The sequence below is a fragment of the Geminocystis sp. CENA526 genome, assembly GCF_050753365.1.
Classification (GTDB): domain Bacteria; phylum Cyanobacteriota; class Cyanobacteriia; order Cyanobacteriales; family Cyanobacteriaceae; genus Geminocystis.
This window is the reverse complement of sequence record NZ_JBLZFY010000066.1, coordinates 1-22822: the sequence shown is the minus strand read 5'-3', so window position 1 is coordinate 22822 and position 22822 is coordinate 1. Positions and strand designations below refer to the sequence as shown.

At 35.3% G+C, this 22822-nt stretch carries 16 protein-coding genes; 11 read left to right on the top strand and 5 right to left on the bottom strand.

The window, feature by feature from the left end:
• The 3 genes from ACN4EE_RS15675 to ACN4EE_RS15665 all read right to left on the bottom strand — a co-directional run.
• The coding region (locus ACN4EE_RS15675) for an IS1634 family transposase (protein ID WP_431707399.1) at nt 1-1047 on the bottom strand (1047 nt) is incomplete at its 3' end.
• A 76-nt stretch (nt 1048-1123) separates the two neighbouring features.
• Nucleotides 1124-1399 (bottom strand): AAA family ATPase, encoded by a 276-nt coding sequence (locus ACN4EE_RS15670; protein ID WP_431707398.1) that lies wholly within the window; start codon nt 1397-1399, stop codon nt 1124-1126.
• Between the two features lie 225 nt (nt 1400-1624).
• Nucleotides 1625-2509, bottom strand: a complete 885-nt coding sequence (locus ACN4EE_RS15665) for an ISAs1 family transposase (protein ID WP_431707397.1) — start codon at nt 2507-2509, stop codon at nt 1625-1627.
• 115 nt (nt 2510-2624) lie between these two features.
• On the opposite strand from ACN4EE_RS15665, the gene ACN4EE_RS15660 reads away from it, so the two are divergent.
• Both ACN4EE_RS15660 and ACN4EE_RS15655 read left to right on the top strand, forming a co-directional pair.
• On the top strand, nt 2625-3287 hold the full coding sequence (locus ACN4EE_RS15660; protein ID WP_431707396.1) for a hypothetical protein: 663 nt from the start codon (nt 2625-2627) through the stop codon (nt 3285-3287).
• Between the two features lie 121 nt (nt 3288-3408).
• A complete protein-coding gene (locus ACN4EE_RS15655) occupies nt 3409-5547 on the top strand; it encodes a ComEC/Rec2 family competence protein (RefSeq protein WP_431707395.1) in 2139 nt (712 codons plus the stop codon).
• Nucleotides 5548-5617: 70 nt separating this feature from the next.
• Here ACN4EE_RS15655 and ACN4EE_RS15650 read toward each other — a convergent pair whose 3' ends face one another.
• Nucleotides 5618-7114 carry a flavin monoamine oxidase family protein gene (locus ACN4EE_RS15650; RefSeq protein WP_431707394.1) on the bottom strand — a complete coding sequence of 499 codons (1497 nt, stop codon included), beginning with the start codon at nt 7112-7114 and terminating at the stop codon, nt 5618-5620.
• Between the two features lie 329 nt (nt 7115-7443).
• Here ACN4EE_RS15650 and ACN4EE_RS15645 point away from each other — a divergent pair, with 329 nt between their 5' ends.
• Both ACN4EE_RS15645 and ACN4EE_RS15640 read left to right on the top strand, forming a co-directional pair.
• Entirely contained in the window at nt 7444-7653 is a 210-nt protein-coding gene (locus ACN4EE_RS15645) for a prevent-host-death protein (RefSeq protein ID WP_431707393.1), read from the top strand.
• Nucleotides 7634-7894, top strand: a complete 261-nt coding sequence (locus tag ACN4EE_RS15640; RefSeq protein WP_431707392.1) for a Txe/YoeB family addiction module toxin — start codon at nt 7634-7636, stop codon at nt 7892-7894. Before ACN4EE_RS15645 ends, ACN4EE_RS15640 begins: the two co-directional genes overlap by 20 nt.
• A gap of 165 nt (nt 7895-8059) precedes the next feature.
• Here ACN4EE_RS15640 and ACN4EE_RS15635 read toward each other — a convergent pair whose 3' ends face one another.
• A complete protein-coding gene (locus tag ACN4EE_RS15635) occupies nt 8060-11563 on the bottom strand; it encodes a bifunctional diguanylate cyclase/phosphodiesterase (RefSeq protein WP_431707391.1) in 3504 nt (1167 codons plus the stop codon).
• 285 nt (nt 11564-11848) lie between these two features.
• Between ACN4EE_RS15635 and ACN4EE_RS15630 the strand changes: the two genes are divergently transcribed.
• The 7 genes from ACN4EE_RS15630 (at nt 11849) to ACN4EE_RS15600 (ending at nt 22775) form a co-directional block, all read left to right on the top strand.
• On the top strand, nt 11849-12784 hold the full coding sequence (locus ACN4EE_RS15630; RefSeq protein WP_431707390.1) for a GDP-L-fucose synthase family protein: 936 nt from the start codon (nt 11849-11851) through the stop codon (nt 12782-12784).
• A 468-nt stretch (nt 12785-13252) separates the two neighbouring features.
• A complete protein-coding gene (locus ACN4EE_RS15625; protein WP_431707389.1) occupies nt 13253-13858 on the top strand; it encodes a precorrin-8X methylmutase in 606 nt (201 codons plus the stop codon).
• Nucleotides 13859-13931: 73 nt separating this feature from the next.
• Nucleotides 13932-14528 carry a histidine phosphatase family protein gene (locus ACN4EE_RS15620; protein WP_431707388.1) on the top strand — a complete coding sequence of 199 codons (597 nt, stop codon included), beginning with the start codon at nt 13932-13934 and terminating at the stop codon, nt 14526-14528.
• A 77-nt stretch (nt 14529-14605) separates the two neighbouring features.
• Nucleotides 14606-15589, top strand: coding sequence for a hypothetical protein (locus ACN4EE_RS15615; protein WP_431707387.1), 984 nt, complete (start codon nt 14606-14608; stop codon nt 15587-15589).
• A 312-nt stretch (nt 15590-15901) separates the two neighbouring features.
• Nucleotides 15902-17599: a helicase HerA domain-containing protein gene (locus ACN4EE_RS15610; RefSeq protein WP_431707386.1), complete on the top strand. Its 1698-nt coding sequence runs from the start codon at nt 15902-15904 to the stop codon at nt 17597-17599.
• A 194-nt stretch (nt 17600-17793) separates the two neighbouring features.
• Complete coding sequence (locus ACN4EE_RS15605; protein ID WP_431707385.1) at nt 17794-20361, top strand: DUF3536 domain-containing protein; 2568 nt, start codon at nt 17794-17796, stop codon at nt 20359-20361.
• 491 nt (nt 20362-20852) lie between these two features.
• Nucleotides 20853-22775: an FAD-dependent oxidoreductase gene (locus ACN4EE_RS15600; protein ID WP_431707384.1), complete on the top strand. Its 1923-nt coding sequence runs from the start codon at nt 20853-20855 to the stop codon at nt 22773-22775.
• Nucleotides 22776-22822: the final 47 nt, after the last annotated feature.

Sequence of the window (22822 nt, the reverse complement as noted above, 5' to 3'; positions counted from 1 at the left end):
ATCTTCTACCTTTTTTTGTAATACTTGCTCGTCATTTCCAGGTCGCTTTGCTAAAGCCACTAACGCCGATTCGCCTTTTTCTAAACGACTATGTAATCCCTTAATTTGACGAGTTGCCAAGGCATTTGATTTTACTACTAACCATCTTTCCATCCATTTGTAGTCTGTTTTTGTGGTTGGTTCTACCCAAATACTGCCCAAAGGTACTTCAAAACCCTGTCCTATTTCTTTTTCTTCATCATCAAGGTAGAATTTTATTGTCTGTGTGACTGGATTGTTCACCCAATCTGAGAGTAATTTTGGTCGTGGTTGAGTCATTGCCAGAGGAAAACAATAAATTCCCCCTTCTTCATTGATTTTGGCTCGATTCTGATAGGTTGATGCCTTAGAATCCCCCAAATAGAGAAAATCTGGATGTCCGATTATTTCTTTCATCTGTCTCCAAGTGGGCAAATAATCTGATTCGTCGGTTTTATTTCCTGGTAATGTAGCACTTACTAATGGCATTCCATAAGGATCTAATGTCCCCAACATTTGACGATATTGTACCAAATCTGGTCGTTTATCTTTACTGTAACCAAATTTTATTATCGATGAATCTTCTTGATTTTCTGAGGGTTGATGATATACAGAGAAACTTGTAGTATCGCTTCGGGCTTTTTCGGTTGGCAGTTCATAAGCTCTGATTAAATGCTTCGATAGTGATGTTTCCATACTAGGAATGGTTTGTTCATCACTAATGCCAATGGTTTTTAACAAGTCTCCACAACGGTCATCTGTAGCATCTTTTTCTCCTATATTCCATCCTGTTATGGCACAAAGGCTTTGATGGTGGTCATTTACCCATTTTTCAACACAACAAAGGCGATGGTCTGCTTCACTGACAATATATGTTAGTAATAACACAGCTAGTTGACCATAACTCAATCCCTTACGATTACCATGAGGTTGCAATAAATTTTCATCAATGATTTGAGCAATATTCATTTGTGTTAACCAATAAATAATTAATGGTAAATCATCGACTCTTTCTGACTGGGTTTGTATAATAATTCCTTTACTCCATCTTGCTCAATGCTATATTCAGTATTGATTTTAACCTTTATTTGCCCATTATCTTATTTTATTTGAGCGAACGATGAGTTCCCTGCATGGTAGGCGGTGCCATATTTAACTCATCTAAAAAGAGAATACCCTTACCATCTTGGGGCAAAAAATCGGGGGGATACCATGTGGAAATACCTTGTTTTTTACTTCTTCCTGCCACTGCTACGGGTAAACCTCTTAAATCTGTAGGGGCAAGTTGAGATAATCGTAAATCGATAAAATCGAGATTATTTTCTTGGGCGACTTGGGCAACAATGCTAGATTTTCCTATACCGGGTGCGCCCCAAATCACAGGGTTTTTTCATTCTCAAATTTTAACTACCTTTTTTTGTCTCATCTTTTTCTCTTTTTCCCTTAATCTTAGACTTAAAATTCAATTTTAACTTTTTTTATTTAGTTTTAATTTTTCAGCGTTTATTTTCCAATTTTTTCCCATGTCGATTCGTGTCTATCTTGTTTTGACTACACTATAGACTTTTTTCTTCTCTCTTTTTCTCATTATTACTTACTATTTTCCTTAAATTATGTCAGGATTTAGTAATAGTATCTTCCATTTTTTTCTAAACCAATCAATTCCCTGTTTTATTGACTCAAAACCCATTATTCTTAAATAATTAATAATTATGCTTGTGATTAATGACATTTTATTTTGACTTTTTTTACACTTTATTCTCCGCTTATCTTCTTTGAAAATGGCATCTTTTACCCAATGTACCATATTTTCTATTTTCCAATGACTTTGTATTTTTTCTGCAAATGTCTCTGCCATTTCTTTTTTACTGCTAATATAATATACCGTTTCCTCATATTCTTTTTTTCCTCTTTTTCCACTTCTATTTATCTTGATAATGCTTTGTACGTGTTGAAAATTTTTATGTTGAATTTTTTGACCATCAAATACTGATATAACTCTTATTATTTGACGACCGTGACTAATATCTTTTTTGAGATATTGACTAATAGATTGTTCTTTTTTTGTTATTAATTCCAATTCTTCAAACAGTTTAATTTGATTTTTTTTGACCGTAACTAAATAATTATTACAACGGTCAACGATTATCTGTGTTGTTTGTTTATTACAATGGGCTGCGTCGAGAGTAAATACTTTGTTAATTAAGGGAATTTGTTTAATCAATTCTTTTACTACAGTCACTTCTGAGGTTTTTTTCCCTTCAAAACTTCGATAATCAATAATTAAGTTTTCCTCACAACTAAAAGCAGAAACAACGTTTAATGTATTTTGACTTTCTTCCTTATAATTAGTCACAGTACCTTTTAAAGTTTTACCATCAATAGCAATATAATCTTGTATATCTTCATGGTTATAAAAAGAATCAATCATCGGGTAAAAAATTGAGAAAAAATCTTTGACAAAAGGAAAAAACTGAAATAAGATGTTCATAACTTATTTAAAATAAACAAAAAATAAGATGGACATGGTTGATTATATAACCAAAAAGTCCATCTTTTTTTAATTTTGCCCCGACTTTGAAAAAACCCTGCTTTATGAGGGGAAGATGATTCATCAATTTATCCATAATTTTGCTCAACCTAAATATTGGATTGATGAGAAGGAAGGAAGAAAAGCAGTGTTAGGTAGAAATGGGGTTGATGAAGGGCAAATTTTAGATTATCAATGTTATAGATTAGGAGTGAGAGCAATAGGAAGAAATACAGATATTAGAACTTTAATTGTTGGTAATATTCCTAAAAATGTTTTTTGTGGTAATTCTATTTTAGTTTTATCACAAACTCAGAAAATATCTAATTTAGAAGTAGTTTATTTACAAGGAATTTTAAATAGTTTTGTTGTTGATTTTGCTTTACGTCAAACAGTAACAGCTAATGTTAATATGTTTTATATTTATCAAACACCAATACCAAGATTAACGGAGGGAGATTTATATTTTCAAGACATAGTAGAAAGGGCGGGAAAGTTAATTTGTACTTCTGCTGAATATGATGATTTAGCGCAGGAAATTGGTTTGAAAAGTCATCAAAATGGGGTGACGAATAAGGAAGAAAGGGAAAATTTACGGGCAGAAATTGATTCGATCGTGGCGCATTTATACGGTTTAAATGAGGTAGAATTTAAACATATTTTAAGCACTTTTCCCATTGTGGAGGAGAGGATTAAGGAGAAAACTTTAAAGGCTTTTTTGGAGTTTAAAGGAAACTAAGACAAGAGGGAATAAGTAGCAAAAATCAAGGCATTGAGATTCCTTCGCTACTGTTGGAATGACAGAATATCCTTAAGAAATTGAGATTCCTTCGCTACTGTTGGAATGACAGAATATTACTATGATGAAACTTATTTATATTTATAGTGGATTAATCGCTTATATCGTTGGTTTATTGTTAACGGCATTGTTTAACCCGTCTCAAGGTTTATGGTTTTCTCTATTTATCCTCAGTATTTGCCTTGTTATCAGTGCCGTAGTTTTTTTAAAGCCCATCAGGAAAATTAATTTTCTTAGTATTTTTGTTCTAGGTTCGATCGTACTCACGGGATTTTTCTATTACTATTGGCGGTTTCCTACGGTGGGTAGCCTTGATATTAGTCATCAACTATCCTCTCTGAATCCTTCGGAAAATGTAGCGGTGTCAGGGAAAATTATTTCTAACCCTCGCGCGAATCAAAATCAAAAGGCTAGATTTGTCTTAAAAGTTGATAAATTAGTCAACATTTCTGGCGATTCTCAACCAGTCACGGGAAAGGTTTATGTAACGGCGCCTTTGTTATCCGTCAAGGGTTTATTTCCTTCTACCCAAGTAACTGTCATTGGTAAATTATATCAACCCCTTCCTCCTCTCAATCCGGGAGGTTTTGATTTTGCTGGTTATCTGGAAACAGAAGGCATTTTTTCGGGGTTGTCTGCGGATAGTGTGGCTTTACAAAAAGAAGGTAATCCTTGGCAAAAATTTTTATTCTTCTTGCGTTTGCGGATGATTCAAACCCATGTGCGGTTTTTGGATGTGCCTTGGGGTAATTTAGTTAGCTCAATGGTTATTGGTAGTCGGGCGGTGGATTTAGATTTGGATTTACAAAATGCGTTTCGTCTTGCAGGATTAGCCCATACCCTTGCGGCTTCGGGGTTTCATGTTTCTTTATTGTTGGGTACTGTTTTATTTTTCACTCAGTCTCTTTCTCCTCGTCAACGTTTAGTCATTGGTATTGTTTCTTTGGCGATTTATGCCACTATCACGGGGTTTTATCCTTCTATCCTTCGATCGAGCTTAATGGGAGTAGCGGGATTAATTGCCATAGTCAACGATCGATCTCTTAAAAGTTGTGCTAGTCTATTGTTAGTCGGAGTAATATTGCTGTTAATCAATCCTTTGTGGATTTTCGATATAGGTTTTCAACTCAGCTTTACGGCAACCTTTGGGTTAATCGTCTCTTTACCCCCCATCGTTAACAAGTTAGACTCGCTACCCCCAACCATTGCCAATTTAATTGCAGTGCCTCTTTCCGCTACCATTTGGACTTTACCCCTCGTCTCCTATCATTTTAATCATATTCCCCTTTATGGCATTATCACTAATGTTTTAGCTACTCCCCTCGTAATTGTCATTACTTTAGGGGGAATTTTTTCGGGTTTTATCGGAGTTTTTATTCCCCTTTTAGGCAGTTCGATCGCATTTTTATTATATCCCTTTGTGGGTTTATTAATTATCTTAGTAGAATTTGTCAATAAATTGCCTTTTAGTTCTTTAGCTGTGGGACAAATTAGCATTTTAAGTGTAATTTTTACTTATGGAATAATTGCTTTAATTACCTTTAATAAATGGAGTCAAAAATATTGGTTATATTTAACTTTATTCACTGTAATTTTTCTCACCATTCCTCAACTTTATTACAAATTTACCATACAACAGTTAACTATAATAACCAGTCGCAATCAACCCGTAATTGTCATTCAAAATCAGGGCAAAAATGCTATTATTAATCTCAATGATAAAAATAATGTGCGTTTTAATGTTCTTGCTTTTCTCAAATCCCAAGGCATTAATAACCTCGAATTAGTCTTAATTAATCCTCATCCTAGTAATCAGTTAGCCTTAAAATTATTGCAACAATATGTTTCGATCGAGTCGGTGATTTATAACCCCAAAAAGCGTATAAAATCCATGGAAATTATCGATAAAAATAATGATTATCTTTACTTTAAATTATTTGATAAAAAATGGTTATTTATAGAACAAAATACAAAAAATATATTGACAAAAGATATAGAATGTGATGTTGTTATCTCCCCTAATAAAATTAATTTATTAGAAATAATACTTTTAAATCCGCAAGTTTTAATCACGAATAGCTTAGATATTTCTCCACAAATTTTAGAAGATTTATCAGCTAATAACATTAAAGTTTTATCATGGGAAAATGGAGCTATTCAATGGCAACCTCAAAAAGGATTTATTCTTAATTCAATATAAAACTATAATTTATATCGAAGTGTGAAAATTATTTTGAGGACTGCCGAATTTGATAATTAATCAAGAAACATTAGCTTAACATGGAATTTACGGTTTTAGCCGCATCAATACCAGACTGAATTGCTCCTTCGTAGTAACCCGCCCATCGGGGAGAAGATTCTGTACCTGCCCAGACAATACGCCCCACAGGCTCACGCCAAGCCGAACCGAAACTTGTCCACGCCCCCGGAGTCATGTAAGAAGTGAATCCTCCCGTTGTCCATGGTTCTTCACCCCAGTTGATCTCGATGTAATCTGTTGGTTGTCCTGCTTGTTCTCCCCAATAAGTAACTAAATCCGCCAAAACTGCCTGTCTTCGCTCACGGGGTGACTGGAAGGCAAAGTTAACGGCTCGATCGCCAGCGACAAAGGAAGCTAAAACCCCCGGTTTTCCTGAAGGGGGAGAGGAGTCCGCCGTGAGTTCAAGAGTTGGAAGATTACCTTGCCCCATGCCGTTAAAACCTTGCTCACGCCACCAAGCGGTTGGATAAACGGCAAAAACTTTATACATCGAACCCATTGGAGAGCGCTGAAATAATCCTGAAGCCTGTGGTGGTAATGCAGGTTCAAAGATAATTCGGCTACGCAAAGGCGGTGGCAAGGCTACGACGATCGATCGACAATTATGGGTAGTGCCATCGGAGGCTTTTACCTGATAACTTTCTCCCTCACGAATAACAGCTTGAGCGGCGGCACTGGTGCGAATCATGCCCTTAATCTGATTGGCTAACAATTGGGGCATCTGCCCTGCCGCACCGTAGAGAAGCCATTGCTCTGGAGTTTCTTCTTGGGGTGAAGCCTTTTGAGTTTGTGCTAAGTGCAGGATGGAAGAATCCCCCGGTTCAAAACCGCCAGAACCTCCAACTCGTGAGTACCATTTAAAAATATGGTGAGCAAGTTCGGAATCAGTTCGATTTCGCATCCAACTTTCGATGGTTTGAGTATCCAAGTTTCGAGCTTGGGGAGAAAGCCAAGGGCGTTCAGGATCAACTGTTTGTACCAACTGCTGAAACTCTCGATGAAGTTTGAGTGCCGCCTCTCGATCGTTGACAGGGGCAGGGATGTCATCATAATTGATGTAGAGAAAAGAATTGAACCAGTCACTAGCGACAGGAGAGGCGATTTTCGTTCCATTCCAGATAAGGACTGATTTGCCTTCGTAGTAGCTATCGAATGTTTCAATCCCCAACTCTTGGGCTAACGATTTGAACAGATGATGGGTTTTGCCCATCCATTGCCCTCCTAAATCTAACCACCAATCCTGTATTGTTTGTTGTCTTACACAACGACCGCCAATACGGGGACGGGCTTCTAATATAGTAGTAGTATAACCTTGTTTTTCAAGTTCCCGTGCTGTTATCAACCCCGATATACCTGCACCGATTACCACAACATCTACAGAGGAGTTACCAGATATTTCTGATGACTGAGCCTGAACATTAGTTCTAGTAAAAAGTTCTGAACCTACGACAGTAGTAGTTAATCCTGCTGTTGTTGCTCCGAGAAAAAAGCGCCGAGAAATACCCATAAAATTTTTTAGACAAACAATATAGCATATACCGTTTAATTTTATTCAAAATTAGATTTTTCATCAAAAAACTTTTTTAACACAGTTTAAATTATATACAACGGGGATAATGGAAAAATTTAACTGAATTTTTCGATCGAACCTATATATTTATAACCCGAAAAAAGATGACTTTTTGTCCTTGCAAAGTTCCAAAGAAAAATACATAAAAAGTGAGAAAGGTGACTGATAAAAAATAACCAGTTAAAACATACTATTTATTGAAATACTTAAAGAATATGTAAAATCTGCTGTATAATTAATCAAAATAGATTAGAGTCTTGAAAATTATGAATATAACTGATGTTCAATATGTCTCTGATGCCCAAGGTAACAACGTAGCGGTAATAGTTCCGATCGAACTATGGCAGAAATTAACTACAACAGATGATACTGATTACCTATTAAGTAGTGAAGCCATGAAAGAAAGATTATTAACTGCGAAAAATAGACAAAATGGAATATCTTTAGAGGAAGCCTGTGAGAAACTTGGAATTTGATATTTGTGGTTTTGAGGATTTGGCTTGGTGGGTAGAAACTGATCGTAAAAAAGCTCTAAAAATTATTAAACTAATAAAAGAGATACAAAAAGAACCTTTTCAAGGAACAGGAAAACCAGAACCATTAAAACATGATTTATCAGGATGTTGGTCAAGAAGAATTGATCAAGAACATCGTTTAGTTTATCAGGTTTTTGAACATAAAATAAGAATTTTAGCTTGTCGTTTTCATTATAAGTAAGTAAGAGAATGTATCTCGTTTAATTGAAAAAGTGGGAAAGGTGGGGTGTCACAAAGAGGAAAAATGATCAAAACTGTTACACTAGATAAAAGCATTAACTTTCAATACATTGAGTCTATTTTGCAGAAAAATGCCCTATAGTAATTGTGACAGTATCAGCAATAGTTAAAGGCAACGGGGATGATGGAAGAAATCAAAAGCATTATGAGGGCATAAAGGGCGCGAAAAGAGATAACCTTGTCCTAGTTTACAGCCTATTTCTTCTAAAATGATTAGTTGCTCTTTGGTTTCAATTCCTTCGGCAATCACTTCTAAACCTAAGTCTTGCGCTAAGGATAAAATCGCTTTGACAATTTTTACTTTATTGGGATTCTCCTCCAGATTGGCGGTAAAATATCGATCGAGCTTTAATCCATTAATCGGTAGTTTATGTAAATAGCTTAAACTAGAATATCCTGTACCAAAATCATCGATCCATAATTGAAATTTTCGATCGATTATTTGTTGTAAAATATCTTCTGTAAATTCCTCTTGAAAAATGCAACAACTTTCAGTTATTTCTAATTTGATATACTCAGGATTTATGCCCGTTTCTTCTATAGTTTTATCAAGGGTAGATAAAAAATTATCCACATTAAATTCTTGGCAGGATAAATTAACACTTAAAAGAGGTAAATCTTGGTTATGAGGATTATAAATAGAAAGTTGCTCATGCCATTTTTTTAATTGACTACAGGCTTGTTTTAAAACACCAAAACCCATAGGAATAATTAAACCAGTTTGCTCGGCTAAATTAATAAATTTATTCGGTGTCATTAATCCTTTTTGGGGATGATTCCAACGAATTAAACTTTCAAATCCTTTGATTTTTCCGCTATAAATTTCCATTATAGGTTGATAATAAAGACAAAATTCTTCCTCTATTAAACCATGTCTAATTTCATTCTCTAATTGCAATTCTTCTAAGGCTTCATTTTGCATTTGCCCTTGAAATACTTGATAGTAACCTCGTTTTTGAGATTTAGCTTTATATAATGCTGTATCGGCATATTGTAATACTTGAGCGGGAGTTAAGTGGTTATATTCTTCTATGTCAATACTATTGCTAAAAAAGATACCAATACTGACACCACAATATAATTGATGTTGATGGATAATAAAAGGTGGTTTGAAAGCGGAGTTAATGTCTTCTGCTAGTTTTACCACCTCTTTAATGTCTTTGATTTCATCACACAAAATGGTAAATTCATCTCCCCCCAGTCTTGCCACAACGTCTTTTTCTCCGAGACAAGTTAATAATCTTTCCCCGATAGCTATTAATAATAAATCTCCTACTCCATGCCCTAAACTATCGTTAACGGCTTTAAATCGATCGCAATCAAGGAATAAAACGCTAAACTGATAACCACCATCGGAAAATTCTCTTAATTTGTGAATACTGTTGGTAAGATGCTGTAAAAAAAGAGTCCGATTCGGCAGTTGAGTGAGATTATCGTAAAAGGCTTGACGGTGTAATTTTTCTTGAGTTTCACGATATTTAGTAATATCTTCTACTGTGCCTTCATAATAGAGTAAATCACCATGACTATTTCTAACGGCACGGGCATTTTCCGAAATCCAGATAATTGTGCCATCTTTACGATAAACTTGAGATTCAAAGTTAGTAATGGCTTCTTGTTTCTCTAATATTTCTTGAAACTCTTTTCTTCTGTGGGGTTGTACATATAAACTATTTTCTATATCATTCAAATTTTCAATTAATTGTACAGGAGTATCATAACCATAAATTTTCGCTAAAGCATTATTAGCGTTGAGATAATAACCATCGGGAGTAGTTTGAAAGATTCCTTCGATGGCATTCTCGAAAAAATGACGATAACGACTTTCGGCTTTATTTAAGGCTTCCTCCATGTGCTTTCGATCGCTTATATCTGTAATCCAACCCTCAATACCTAACAATTTTCCTTCTCGATTAAAGATACCTTTTCCTTTTTCCCACACCCATTTTTGTTGATTTTGTTTCGTAAAAATACGATATTCCACCGTATAACTTTGACGTTTTTCAATATTAGTTTTAACGACATTTAATACCTGTTGTAAATCTAAAGGATGAGTAAATTTTGCTAAGTCAATTTTTCCTTTAATTAGTAATTCAGAAACAGAATATCCCGTTAAATTTTGACATCCTTGACTAATATAATCTTTTGCCAAATTATCATCACAAGAAATTCTAAAAAACATCCCCGAAGTAGAATCCACAATAGTGGCTAACTGTCTTTGACTTTGAGATAACTCTAATTCTATTTGTTTATGTTTAAATACTGTACCTAATTGAGAAGCAATGGTTTCCACTACTCGTAATAAATTTTCATCGATGGTTAGACATTGACGACAGAAAAAAATTAAAATAGCAACTACTTCTTCTCCTGCTAAAACAGGCACTCCAAAACCTGTTTTTAAGCCACATTTTTCAGCTAATTCTTGACGTAAAAACCAGTCTTCTTTCGTTATATCTTCTACCCAAATTGCTTGTTTTTCTTTCCAAATACTACCGGGTAAACCTATGGTAGATTGAAAAATAAAATTATTACTTTCTCTGATAAAATCCGCTAAGGATATTGTATCTTTCGATCGAGTACAATCACCACAAAAATATTCATTTTTATCAGGGGCAAACCATGCCGTAGAATAATAGAAAAATTCGCCGTCACCATCAGGCAACCATGCCTCTCCAAAATCCCAATTCGTTTCTTGACATACTTTTTGCAGAGTGTAAAGTAATGCCGTTTCAAAATCCACAGAAGTTGTCACCGCTTGGGTAATATTCAACAACAAAGATTTTTCCTGCTCTGCTTTCCTTTTATCGGTAATATCAACTATTAGCCCTTCCAAAAAAAGTAATTCTCCTGTAGGAGAATGAATGCCTTGTCCTTGTTCCCATACCCATTTGATTTGTCCCGACTTATGGACTATTCTATATTCTAGTTGATAAATAGTATGAGAAGCTAAGGCAGTGTTGACTTCTTGGGTAACTAATGGACGATCGCACGGATATATTATATCTTGAAAATTAACGCTCTTATTTTTGACAAAATCCGCCGATTCATACCCCGTTAAACTCCAGCAGTTTTGACTAATATATTCCGTTGTCCAGTATTCATCAAGACGACAGCGATAAACCACGGAAGGAAGATTGTTGAGTAAAGAGGATAAATGAGACAATTCCGCCGTTAAATCTACGATCGACTTATGAGTGATAGGATGAAAGATAGCAATAATTACCTTTTCTCCTTTCCATGTCACTATGTGGAGAGATAAACTATATAAATCATTAGATTGTCTATTTTCAACGGTGGAAGGTTTATTAATCAATAAATAGGGATTTTCTGTGGCTAAGGCAAAAATTTGTTCGATGGTATAAGGTTTTATATAATCTTCTAAATGACTTTCTTCTGGGTTATGCTGATGATAACTACTAAAAATTTTCTGAAAGCGTTTATTGCTATAAATTAAGCGATGAGTGTCAGTTTTTACTAAAGCAATGGGAATATTAATAGAATCTAAATCAATGGATGATGAATCTAAATTACCACATAAATAGATACATCGATCGAGATAATTAAGAGACTTATGATAACTATTCAATTTTTTACTTAACATCTCACTCATAAATACCCCGATGGTGAATAAATAGCTTTATTTATAGAGTCCTTAACATTTTTTATCCCACTTTATAAATCATAGTACTAATTATTATTAAAGAAAAATGTTTATTCAGAGATAAAGTTAATTTTCATTCAGAATAAGTTAAAAAAGAAGACTTGTATAGTATCTTTCGTTACTTTTAAACACCCTAAAGTATCAACTTAATGATATTATTTTAGACACAAAAAGGCTTTAATTTGTCATGGATAGAACAAAGCCATTACTTATTGTTATGAACTATAGATTCTTATGTTAGATTTAAGTACAAAAAAAATTCTTGTTACTGGTGGTGCAGGTTTTTTAGGTAAACAAGTGGTGGCAGAATTGATTAAAGCAGGGGCTAATGCTGATAAAATCACTATACCTCGATCGAAAGACTACGACTTAACCAAGTGGGAAAACTGTGAAAAAGTTGTCCAAAATCAAGACGTAGTCATACACTTAGCCGCCCACGTCGGAGGAATTGGTTTAAACAGAGAAAAACCAGCAGAGTTATTTTACGATAACTTAATGATGGGCGCTCAGTTAATCCATGCCAGTTATCAAACAGGAGTAGAAAAATTTACCTGTGTTGGCACAATTTGCGCCTATCCTAAGTTTACCCCAGTACCCTTTAAAGAAGAAGACATTTGGAATGGTTATCCCGAAGAAACCAACGCACCTTATGGTATCGCCAAAAAAGCCTTACTTGTACAACTAGAATCCTATCGCAATCAATACGGATTTAACGGTATTTATCTTTTACCAGTAAATTTGTACGGTCCCGAAGACAATTTCGATCCTCGTAGTTCTCATGTGATACCTGCGTTAATTCGTAAAGTTCACGAAGCGCAACAAAAAGGGGAAAAAGTGCTTCCAGTATGGGGTGATGGAAGTCCAACCCGTGAGTTTTTGTACTCTAACGATGCGGCTAGGGGGATTGTCATGGGTACACAGTATTATGATAGTTCTGATCCGATCAACTTGGGTACTAATTTTGAAATCACCATCAAAGACTTAACGGAATTAATCTGTGAGTTAATGGGATTTGAAGGGGAATTGCAGTGGGAAACAGATAAGCCAAATGGGCAACCTCGCCGTTGTTTGGATACCACAAAAGCTAAAGAAACCTTTGGTTTTACCGCTAATATGGATTTACGACAAGGGCTTAAAAATACGATCGAGTGGTATCGTAATAATAGTTAAGCTAGGACGCATCTAAGTTTACTGATGATGGTAGGGAAAAGGGAAAAGGGAAAAGGGAAAAGGGAAAAGTGATTTCCAAGAAAGAATTTACGAATCTTCTTTATAATTCCTCCTTTGTTAAGCAGGGTTTTTTCAAAGTCGTGGTAAGATTACATTTTATCAGTTCAATTCATTGAACGTTATCTAAGTACTGATGCAAAATAGATTGTATATTTTGGAATTAATAAAATTTTCTCAATACCATGTTGCCTCTTGCCTTTTGCCTTTTGCCTTTCATAAAGTAAACATACAATTAATTTTGCCTACTCACTTATTAGCTTTGTCAGACTGCTAGACGAGTTATGACTCACAACCCTTATCTCGCAATTAATTTCATTGCTAATAGTACTCGTTAAATAAATTTAACTCAATTTTCCAGAAAAATATCACGATTTTTAATAATAATTGATTTTTAAATTTTTAATTACTTTGACTAATTTAAGTAATCCCATCATCGAAAAAAGTTTTGCCATTATTGACAACATTATTGGTAAACATCATCTCACGGAAGAAGAATATAATATTGTGCGCCGTATTATTCACACAACGGCGGATTTTGATTTTTTGCACTTACTTCAATGTAGTCCAAATGTGATTAAGAGTTCGATCGAACTTTTGAAAGCAAAAACCCCCATTGTCACCGATGTTAGCATGATTAAAGAAGGCATCCGCAACATGGTTAAAAAAACCCATGATAACGACATAATAGTAGCGGTAAAACAAGCAAAAGAAGCTAAAGAAGGACAAACGTTGACAGAAACAGGATTATTACAATGTTGTGAAAAATATCCTAACGCTATCTATGTTATTGGAAATGCACCTACCGCCCTTATAGCTTTATGTAAACAATATGAACTAAAAAAGATTAATCCTTCCCTCGTCATTGGCGCACCCGTCGGATTTGTGTCAGTATTAGAATCAAAGGCATATTTAGCCAAGTTAGACATTCCTCAAATACAAATTATCGGTAATAAAGGAGGCTCAACGGTAGCTTCTGCCATTGTTAATGCCTTATTAATTATGTCATCAAATTAACCTGATTTTTTGCTCACAACGATTAACTCTCTCCTCTCCACTCATCACAATACTTTTTGTGCAACCCCTACTTATGATTAATTCTCCCACTATTTGCATAGCAAGACATGGACATCGATTTGACTTTGTTTACCCTCAATGGTTTAATACTGCTTTAAGACGTTATGATCCACCATTGTCATTATTAGGTCAAACTCAGGCTCAAGAACTAGGTTTAAAACTACAACATCGATCGATCGATCATATCATCGTGTCACCTTTTCTGCGCACCATTCAAACAGGGCATATCATCGCTGAAATGTTGAATTTACCCCTACAATTAGAAGCGGGTTTAGGGGAATGGCATAACCCCCATTGGATGAGTGAAACACCTTGTCTTCATCCCCAAGAAGAATTAGCACCATTTTATCCTCTCATTAACTGGGAATATCGATCGAATTTAACCCCCGTTTATCCTGAAACCCAGACAATGGTTTTAGCAAGAATGGAGAGAATTATTGATATTTTAATGACGAAATTTACAGGTAATTTACTCTTAATAGGTCATAGTATCACCGTGACAGGAATTACTCAAGCCTTACTCAATTCTAAACTAGAAATTCCTGTTGATTTTTGTTCTATGATGGAAATAGCCAAAAAAGATAATCAATGGCAACTGATGACAAGTTAAACACTTATATACCTAGATCAATATTAAGTTATAATCTTCATCAGATGAACTCAGAATGAATCGATCGTAACCTAACCATGTCACATAATTCTAGTACTTCCAATAAATCTTGGTGGAATCGTCCGTTAATCGGTAGTGTGAGTTTGATAGAGAGAATAGTAGGCGCATTAAATCCTCAACCATTACCTGAATTAGCGTTATCTCTCCATGAGACAGAATGGGAAATGCTAGAAAATATTGTACCTACTTTAAAAATGTTAGATAATGGTCAATATAATGATGAATTTTTGTTTTATCTTAACATCAAAAATAAATTAGAAAATAACTTAGATGACTATAAAGGATTGCACAAATTTGTCAAAGTCTTTAGTTTTGCTATCAAAAATATTAATCATTTTCGCATAATTCGTAGAATAGAATTAGATTTTCACGGACAAAGTCAAGTACAATTATATAATTTCGTAGAAGAGCAATTAAATATCAATTATGATCCAATTCTTTTTCGTAAATTAGTTGTTAATGAAATAGAACAATTATTAAAAGTTATCGTCAATGAGCCTACTCAAAAAGCCTTATCAATGTATAAAATAGCCTTAGAAGCTATTACTGAAGAAGAATCTGGACTCAATCTATTACTTTTATTAAAGAAATATAATATCCAAGATTATGCCATTTTTAGCGTTGTTAATGATATTCTCAAACAAGTAAAAAAACAAGAATTAAATAACTTAAAAGCCTTTGTTTTAGCCGTCAAAGTTAATTATGATGAACTGGATAAATTAGGACAATTAATAGGCATTTCTCATCAAGAAGACTTGGTTATTACCTATGCTAAAATCATCCAATATATTGCCTTATCCTATCGTTATGAAAATATTATTTATCGTTTTCAACAACTGATAGAGAATATTCAAAAATGGTATAAGCATTACGAAACCATTATCGAAATCAGGGAAGAATATCCTAGTCATAAATATAAAGTTACTCCCCAATTTTTAGAGTCTATACCCGGAGAATCAATTTATTTTAAATATCAAGATTTTCTCAAAATATATAACTAATTCCCCCCTTTTGTTTCAGGGTTTTTTCAACGTCAGGGTAAAATAGTATGGCTCTTCTACAGTAGTTATGATATTTTAGTAATAAATAATCGTTAAAAGTGTTGTTATATAATAGGGTTAGGATTTTTAAAATGCAAATATTATAAATTTACAGTTTTAATTTAACCTAATACCTGACACCTTTTTTTCGACATAATTTATCATACTCAAAGTAAGAGAGCCAAATTAAATAAGGATAAAAATATTATATTATGGAAAAAATGTTTCTTTTTATTATATTTTGGAGAGATCTATTGTTATCGATCGAACAGCATGAAATCTAATCAACCACAAGCTCTAGGATCAGTAATTCAAGGCTCTTTAAGCGAAGGTTTAGAGGTAAGATTACACTCAGACATTTCTGTAGAAGATATGAGAGTGGGGAAATTTTTGGTAGTACAAGGCACGAGATCCCGCTTTTTCTGTCTTTTAACGGATGTGTCGTTAGGTACTTCTAACCCTCGTATTTTTACTCATCCTCCCGATCCTAGTGACAGTTTCTGGTTAGATATTTTAGCAGGTAGCGACACCTACGGCACGATCGAAATTGCACCGATGTTAATGTTAACCTTGACAAATGACGAAAAATATGTTAATAATTTTGACAATATTCCTTCCCTCAATGGTATAGAAACAGAATTACAACTATTACCCGTTAAAACCATTCCTAGCCACTTTAGTCAGGTTTATGAGTCCACAGAAAAGGATTTTCGATCGGTTTTTGGGTGGGAAAATGATCCTCATAAGTGTAATTTTGCCATCGGACAACCTTTAGATATGGAAGTGCCTGTCTGCATGGATTTAGGGCGTTTTGTAGAACGTAGTAACGGTATTTTTGGCAAATCTGGTACAGGAAAATCATTTTTAACACGGTTGTTGATTTCGGGCATTATTCGCAAAGAAGCCGCCGTTAACCTTATGTTTGATATGCACTCGGAGTATGGTTGGTCAGCCGTAAGTGAGGGAAAACAGTTTAGTATGGTAAAGGGATTAAAACAGCTTTTTCATAAGCGAGTGGAAATTTATACCCTTGATGCGGAATCCACTAATCGGCGAGGTGTACCCCATGCCCACGAGTTATATTTAAGTTATGATCAAATCGAGATTGAAGATTTAAGGTTGATTGCTAGAGAATTGAATTTATCGGAAGCGAGTTTGGATAATGCCAATGTTTTGGCTTCTGAATACGGTAGAGACTGGATTTATCAACTTTTAAACATGACTAACGAGGAAATCCAGATGTTTTGTAATGAAAAACAAGGACATCAAGGTTCAATTATGGCACTACAAAGAAAATTGAAACGTCTTGAGAGTCTTAAGTATATGCGATCGGCTTGTCCTCATAACTATATTAAGGAAATTCTCGATCTTCTGGATGGTGGAAAGCACGTTGTAGTTGAATTTGGCTCTCAAGGAAATATGCTTTCTTATATGTTGGTGACGAATATGATTACTCGCCGTATCCATAGTGCCTATGTGAAAAAAGCTGAAACATTTTTGCAAACTCAAAATATTCTCGATCGACCTCGCCAATTAGTGATTACCATAGAAGAAGCTCATCGTTTTCTCGATTCTAAAATTGTTAATCAAACTATCTTTGGTACGATCGCACGGGAAATGCGCAAATATTTTGTAACTCTTTTGATTGTAGATCAAAGACCATCAGGCATAGATAACGAAGTGATGTCTCAAGTCGGTACAAGAATTACTTGTCTGCTCAACGATGAAAAAGACATAGACGCTATATTTACAGGAGTTTCTGGTGCTAGTGGATTACGATCAGTATTAGCTAAACTGGACTCTAAACAACAGGCTTTAGTATTAGGTCATGCTGTACCTATGCCTGTAGTGGTTCGCACTCGACCTTATGATACTGATTTTTATAAGGAAATTGGCGATGAAGATTGGCAAAACAAGAGCGATGAGGAGGTATTTTCGATCGCCGAAAACAATCTTGCAGACTTATTTTAACCTCAGTGAACCATAAAGAAAATGATGAAAACTAGACAGGTGGATAAGCGGATAAGTGGACAAGTGGACTTAATGCAACTTAAATGGGTTTTAGCTTATAAAATGTCATCGAAATTAATCAGGATTAACAAAGTCTCAAAAAAAATCTATGGTCGATCGAAATTTGAGGTTAAATAGAAGAAAAGTATCTATTTATGACCATGACAATTACTACCCCTTCTAACCTGACTCAAACTATCCACGAGAATCCCCTACAAGAAGCCAAAGGTATTTACGTTACCGTACATGGACACTTTTATCAACCTCCCAGAGAAAACCCCTACCTCAATATTATCGAAAGACAACCAAGCGCCCACCCTTTCCACGATTGGAATGAGAGAATTTTTTATGAATGTTATCGCAACAATGCTTTTGCCCGTATTTTTAACAACGATGGTGATATTGTTGGTATTGTCAATAACTATGAATACATGAGTTTTAATATTGGCGCTACCCTCATGTCATGGTTAGAAAAGTTCGATCGAGAAGTCTATGAGAAAATTATAGAAGCCGATCGAGCTAGTTGTCAACGCTTAAACGGTCATGGTAACGCCATCGCCCAAGTGTATAATCATATTATCATGCCCCTCGCCAACGAAAGAGACAAATACACTCAAATTAGATGGGGAAAAGCCGACTTTTATCATCGTTTCGGCAGACAACCCGAAGGAATGTGGTTAGCAGAAACCGCCGTTGATTATGACACCTTAGAAGTATTAATCGCAGAAGGCATTAAATTTATTATCCTCGCGCCCTCTCAGGCTAAAAGATGTCGCCCCATAGGAGATAATGAAGAATGGTTAGAAGTAGGAGGAGGGCAAATTGACTCCACACGCCCCTATCGATGCTACGTTGACAATGGTGGTTATATTGATATTTTCTTCTATGATGGACCCATTTCGGGCGATATGGGCTTCGGAGATGTGTTATTAAGCAGTCATCACTTTTACTCCCGTCTTAACCTTGCCGTCAGAGGAGACAACCGCAAATCTCAAATTATCTCCGTTGCCACCGATGGAGAAACCTTTGGACATCATAAAAAAGATACCGAAAAATGTCTAGCTTATGCCTTCACAAAGGAATTTCCCCAAAAAGGCTGGACAGTCACTAACTTTGCCCATTATCTTAGTATTGTTACCCCCGAATGGGAAGTACAACTAAAACCTGCCACCGCTTGGAGTTGTTATCACGGTGTTGAGAGATGGAAAGACGACTGCGGATGTGGAGGAGGAGGAGAATATCATCAAAAATGGCGTAAACCCTTACGGGAGTCTTTAAATTGGTTGCGAGACGAATTAACGAAAGTCTATAAAGATTTTGGCTATAAATACTTTAAAAATATCTGGTTAGCAAGGGATGAATATATTGAAGTCATTTTAGATCGAAATCCCGACACCGTAGAAAAATTTTTACATCGTCATAGCAGTCATCAACTTTCCCCCAATGAACAAATTGATGCGTTACGATTACTAGAAATGCAACGACACTCTCTGTTAATGTTTACCAGTTGCGGATGGTTTTTTGAAGAAATATCTCGCCCTGAAGGTACACAAATATTGCGTTATGCTTCCCATGCCTTAGAATTAGCTGGAGAAGTAGCAGGAGTACAATTAGAAAAAGAGTTTATCGATCGATTATCCCATGCACCCAGTAACGTTAAAGGATATATTAACGGAGAAGGAGTCTATCGTCAATCAGTCATTCCCTCTCAAGTAAATTTAGAACAAGTAACCGCCCATTATGCTCTGAGTTCCTTATATAATGACTATCAAGACGAACAAAATATCTACTGTTATCATGCCCAAAAACTCGATTTTCAAAAGCGACAAATCGGAGGGTTAACCCTTGCGGTGGGACAAGTGAAGTTTACTTCGGGTATAACATGGGAAAGTGGACATTTTATGTTTGCGGTGTTGCATTTAGGGGGTTGGGATTTTCACTGCTGTATCCAACCCTTAAATAGTCGCTTGGCTTATTCGGAGATGAAAGAAGAGTTATTTACCATCTTTAAACAAGCCAGTGTCGTAGAATTAATTTTAGCCATGAGTAAGCGCTTCGGTAATAAATCCTTTGATTTGAAATATTTATTTGCAGAAGAAAGACTGGCTATTATGGAAAAATTGACAGTGACAACGAAAAAACGCCTTGATCAGCTTTATACTCAAGTATATCGAGACAATTATAGTATTTTACTAGCTTTTCAACGGGATGAAGTGCCGATTCCCCAAGAGTTGCAGGTAGCCGCCGAAGTTGCTATTTCCTATCGTTGTATTAAAGTGATTGAGGCTATTAATAATAATACTCCCGATTTAGATAACCTTGAACCCTATTTAGTGGAGTTAGATGCCATTGCCACAGAAGCCCATGATTTACAATGCAAATTAGAGATACCAAAGGGTAAAAAAACCTTAGAAAAGTTAATCTCCTCTTGTCTTGAGCAAATTTTATCACAATCTCTATCACAAAGTGGAGCTGCTCGATCGAACTCTTTAGAGAGAGATATAGTATTAATAGATAAACTAATTCAACTAGGGAAGAAACTCAAATTAAACCTGTGGTTAGATAAAATTCAAGAGATTTATTACGAATTTTTGCATCAAGAATTAATCCCTCAATTAGCATTAGAGAATAATGATTTAATGAATCAAAATAACCTGAGATTATGGATTAAATTAGCGGAATATTTAGATATATTTTTTCCTGAATTAGAGTCTGCCTCATAGTAAGCAGGATTTTTTCAAAGTCTAGGCAAAATTGTATTTTATCAGTTCAATTCATTGAACGACAAATATTAGCTGTGGAATTTATTACACAGCGAGTTATGAGTTCAAACCATTATCCCAACGTGTAATTCATTACACGTCTAATAGCGATCATTAAATAAATTTAACTCAATTTCTACAAAAAATATTATGGTTTTTAATGATAATTGACGGTTATCGAGCGTAGCGGTGCATTGACTTGCATTGAGCGTAGTCGAAATGTCGAGACACTAAAAAGATGTTAAAAAATATGAAGAAATCCGTTGACAACTCTTGACTTTTTTGATAAAATTTAGATAATGGGAATATTTGCATTTTTCGGTATAGACAGTCAGATTTCCATTATCATATATAGACTATTATGACGAAATAGTTGTGAAAAGTCAAGGTAAAAAAAGAAAATTTTTGGTAAAGTAATGTAAAGTTATTTACTGTCATTATCAAAACATTGCATGAATAGTGTTATCTCCCGTCGTCATCTTCTCAAGTTATTTACTGTGACTGGTATTCTCGGTATTCTTGGTTACTCAAGAGTGGTAAAACCCCAACCAACGATTCATAAATGGGATACTTTAGTTTTACCTCGCAAATTGACTAAACCGAAAAAAGTGGTAGTAATTGGAGGGGGGTTAGCAGGTTTAGCTTCTGCTTATGAGTTGAGTAATAGAGGTTTTGAGGTGACGCTGTTAGAAAAATCGCCTCAGTTGGGGGGAAAAATTGCTAGTTGGGATATTCAAGTGGGGGAAGATACCTTTAAAATGGAGCATGGTTTTCATGGTTTTTTCCCTCAATACTATAATCTCAAAAGCATTGTCAAAGAAATTAGTATTGAAGATAATTTTCAATCCCTTGATTATTATTCGGTGGTGTTTAAGGGAGATAAGTATAAACCTGAGAATTTTCGCCCCAGTCATTCTTCTTTCCCTTGGAATATCGTAGATTTAGCCATTTCTTCGAGAAATTCTCTTCATTGGGGAATAAATCTGACTAATCCAGCCCATTGGCGAGTTTTTCATGCTATTACTAGCTTTAATATTCCTGATACTTATTATGATTTAGATGCTATTTCCGTGACGGATTGGGCAAATAAAGGTATTCCTCAAGGCTTGTTTGATTTATACTTCCTTCCCTTTGCGAAGTCTTCTCTTAATGCTCCCGATGTTCTTAGTACAGGTGAACTAATGCAGTTTTTCCATTTCTATTTTTTTGGCAATCCAGAGGGGTTGGCTTTTAATGGTACTGTGGACGATATGGGTACAAGTTTAGTTGATCCCATTGCGAGTACGATCGAACATAATGGCGGTAAAATCATTACGGAGGTGAATATTAGTAAGATTAACTGTGAAGGGAATAAAATAAGTTCGATCGAATATTATCAGGGGAATAATATAAGTAATGTACCTTTTTGGATTGAAGAGAATCCCTTATTAAAAGATAATCAGTATGATTATTATGGCGCTGGAGATGCCTTATTTGCAGTGGAGAAGCATAGTGATAAGGCTTTTTCTTTGTCTTGTACCCATCAAGGATGTACAGTAAATAAACAAAAAGATGGTCAATTTGTATGTCCTTGTCATGGAGCAGTGTACGATCGAGAGGGCAAAGTTGTCAACCCTCCTGCGCAACGAAACCTTAACACCTATAAAGTTATCGAGAGAGAAGATAACAGAGTTAAATTAGTAGCCGATAGAAAGATTAATAGTAAAGTCGAGAAGCTAGAAGCAGATTACTTTGTCATGGCAACGGATGTTAACGGCATCAAACACTTATTTAACTTAATAGAAGGAGAAGACAAGAGTTGTGTCAATACTAAGACTCAAGTAGAAAGTTTAGCACTTGCCGATCCTTTTGCGGTAGGGCGCTTTTGGTTAGATAAAGATTTTGATTGGCAACATTCTAATTTTGCTTCCTTGTCGGGGTATCGCTTAACGGATAGTATCACCCTTTATCATCGCATCCAGACTGAATATAAAGAATGGGCGCAAAAAACAGGAGGCAGTGTCGTAGAGTTACACGCTTATTGTTATAAGGAAAAAGAATTTCCTACCCAAGAGGCAATTTTAGAGACATTTAGACAAGAGTTAATCGAAATTGTGCCAGAATTGGCAGATGCGAATATTTTACACCAACAATTAGTCAATCAGAAGAATTTTTCAGGTTATCCTCCCAATAGCTTTAAACTGCGCCCCGAAACCCAAACAGATATTAAAAATTTGATGTTTGCAGGGGATTGGGTGAAAATGCCTTTTCCCTGTGGATTGATGGAAAGGGCGATTAGTAGTGGTTTACTTAGCGCCAATGCGATACTCTACCAAGAGGGATTACAAAGACGAGATTTGTTATCGGTTAATCCTTCGGGCTTATTAAGCATCTGATTTAACTATAAAATGATGAAGATAAGAGGGGGGAGAGGGGGAGAGGG

Coding starts and splice junctions, on each gene's coding strand:
- ACN4EE_RS15660 (WP_431707396.1), top strand. CDS start 2,625: ATGATTCATCAATTTATCCATAATTTTGCTCAACCTAAATATTGGATT.
- ACN4EE_RS15620 (WP_431707388.1), top strand. CDS start 13,932: ATGATTAATTCTCCCACTATTTGCATAGCAAGACATGGACATCGATTT.
- ACN4EE_RS15600 (WP_431707384.1), top strand. CDS start 20,853: ATGAATAGTGTTATCTCCCGTCGTCATCTTCTCAAGTTATTTACTGTG.
- ACN4EE_RS15655 (WP_431707395.1), top strand. CDS start 3,409: ATGATGAAACTTATTTATATTTATAGTGGATTAATCGCTTATATCGTT.
- ACN4EE_RS15630 (WP_431707390.1), top strand. CDS start 11,849: ATGTTAGATTTAAGTACAAAAAAAATTCTTGTTACTGGTGGTGCAGGT.
- ACN4EE_RS15615 (WP_431707387.1), top strand. CDS start 14,606: ATGTCACATAATTCTAGTACTTCCAATAAATCTTGGTGGAATCGTCCG.
- ACN4EE_RS15665 (WP_431707397.1), bottom strand. CDS start 2,509: ATGAACATCTTATTTCAGTTTTTTCCTTTTGTCAAAGATTTTTTCTCA.
- ACN4EE_RS15610 (WP_431707386.1), top strand. CDS start 15,902: ATGAAATCTAATCAACCACAAGCTCTAGGATCAGTAATTCAAGGCTCT.
- ACN4EE_RS15605 (WP_431707385.1), top strand. CDS start 17,794: ATGACCATGACAATTACTACCCCTTCTAACCTGACTCAAACTATCCAC.
- ACN4EE_RS15645 (WP_431707393.1), top strand. CDS start 7,444: ATGAATATAACTGATGTTCAATATGTCTCTGATGCCCAAGGTAACAAC.
- ACN4EE_RS15650 (WP_431707394.1), bottom strand. CDS start 7,114: ATGGGTATTTCTCGGCGCTTTTTTCTCGGAGCAACAACAGCAGGATTA.
- ACN4EE_RS15635 (WP_431707391.1), bottom strand. CDS start 11,563: ATGAGTGAGATGTTAAGTAAAAAATTGAATAGTTATCATAAGTCTCTT.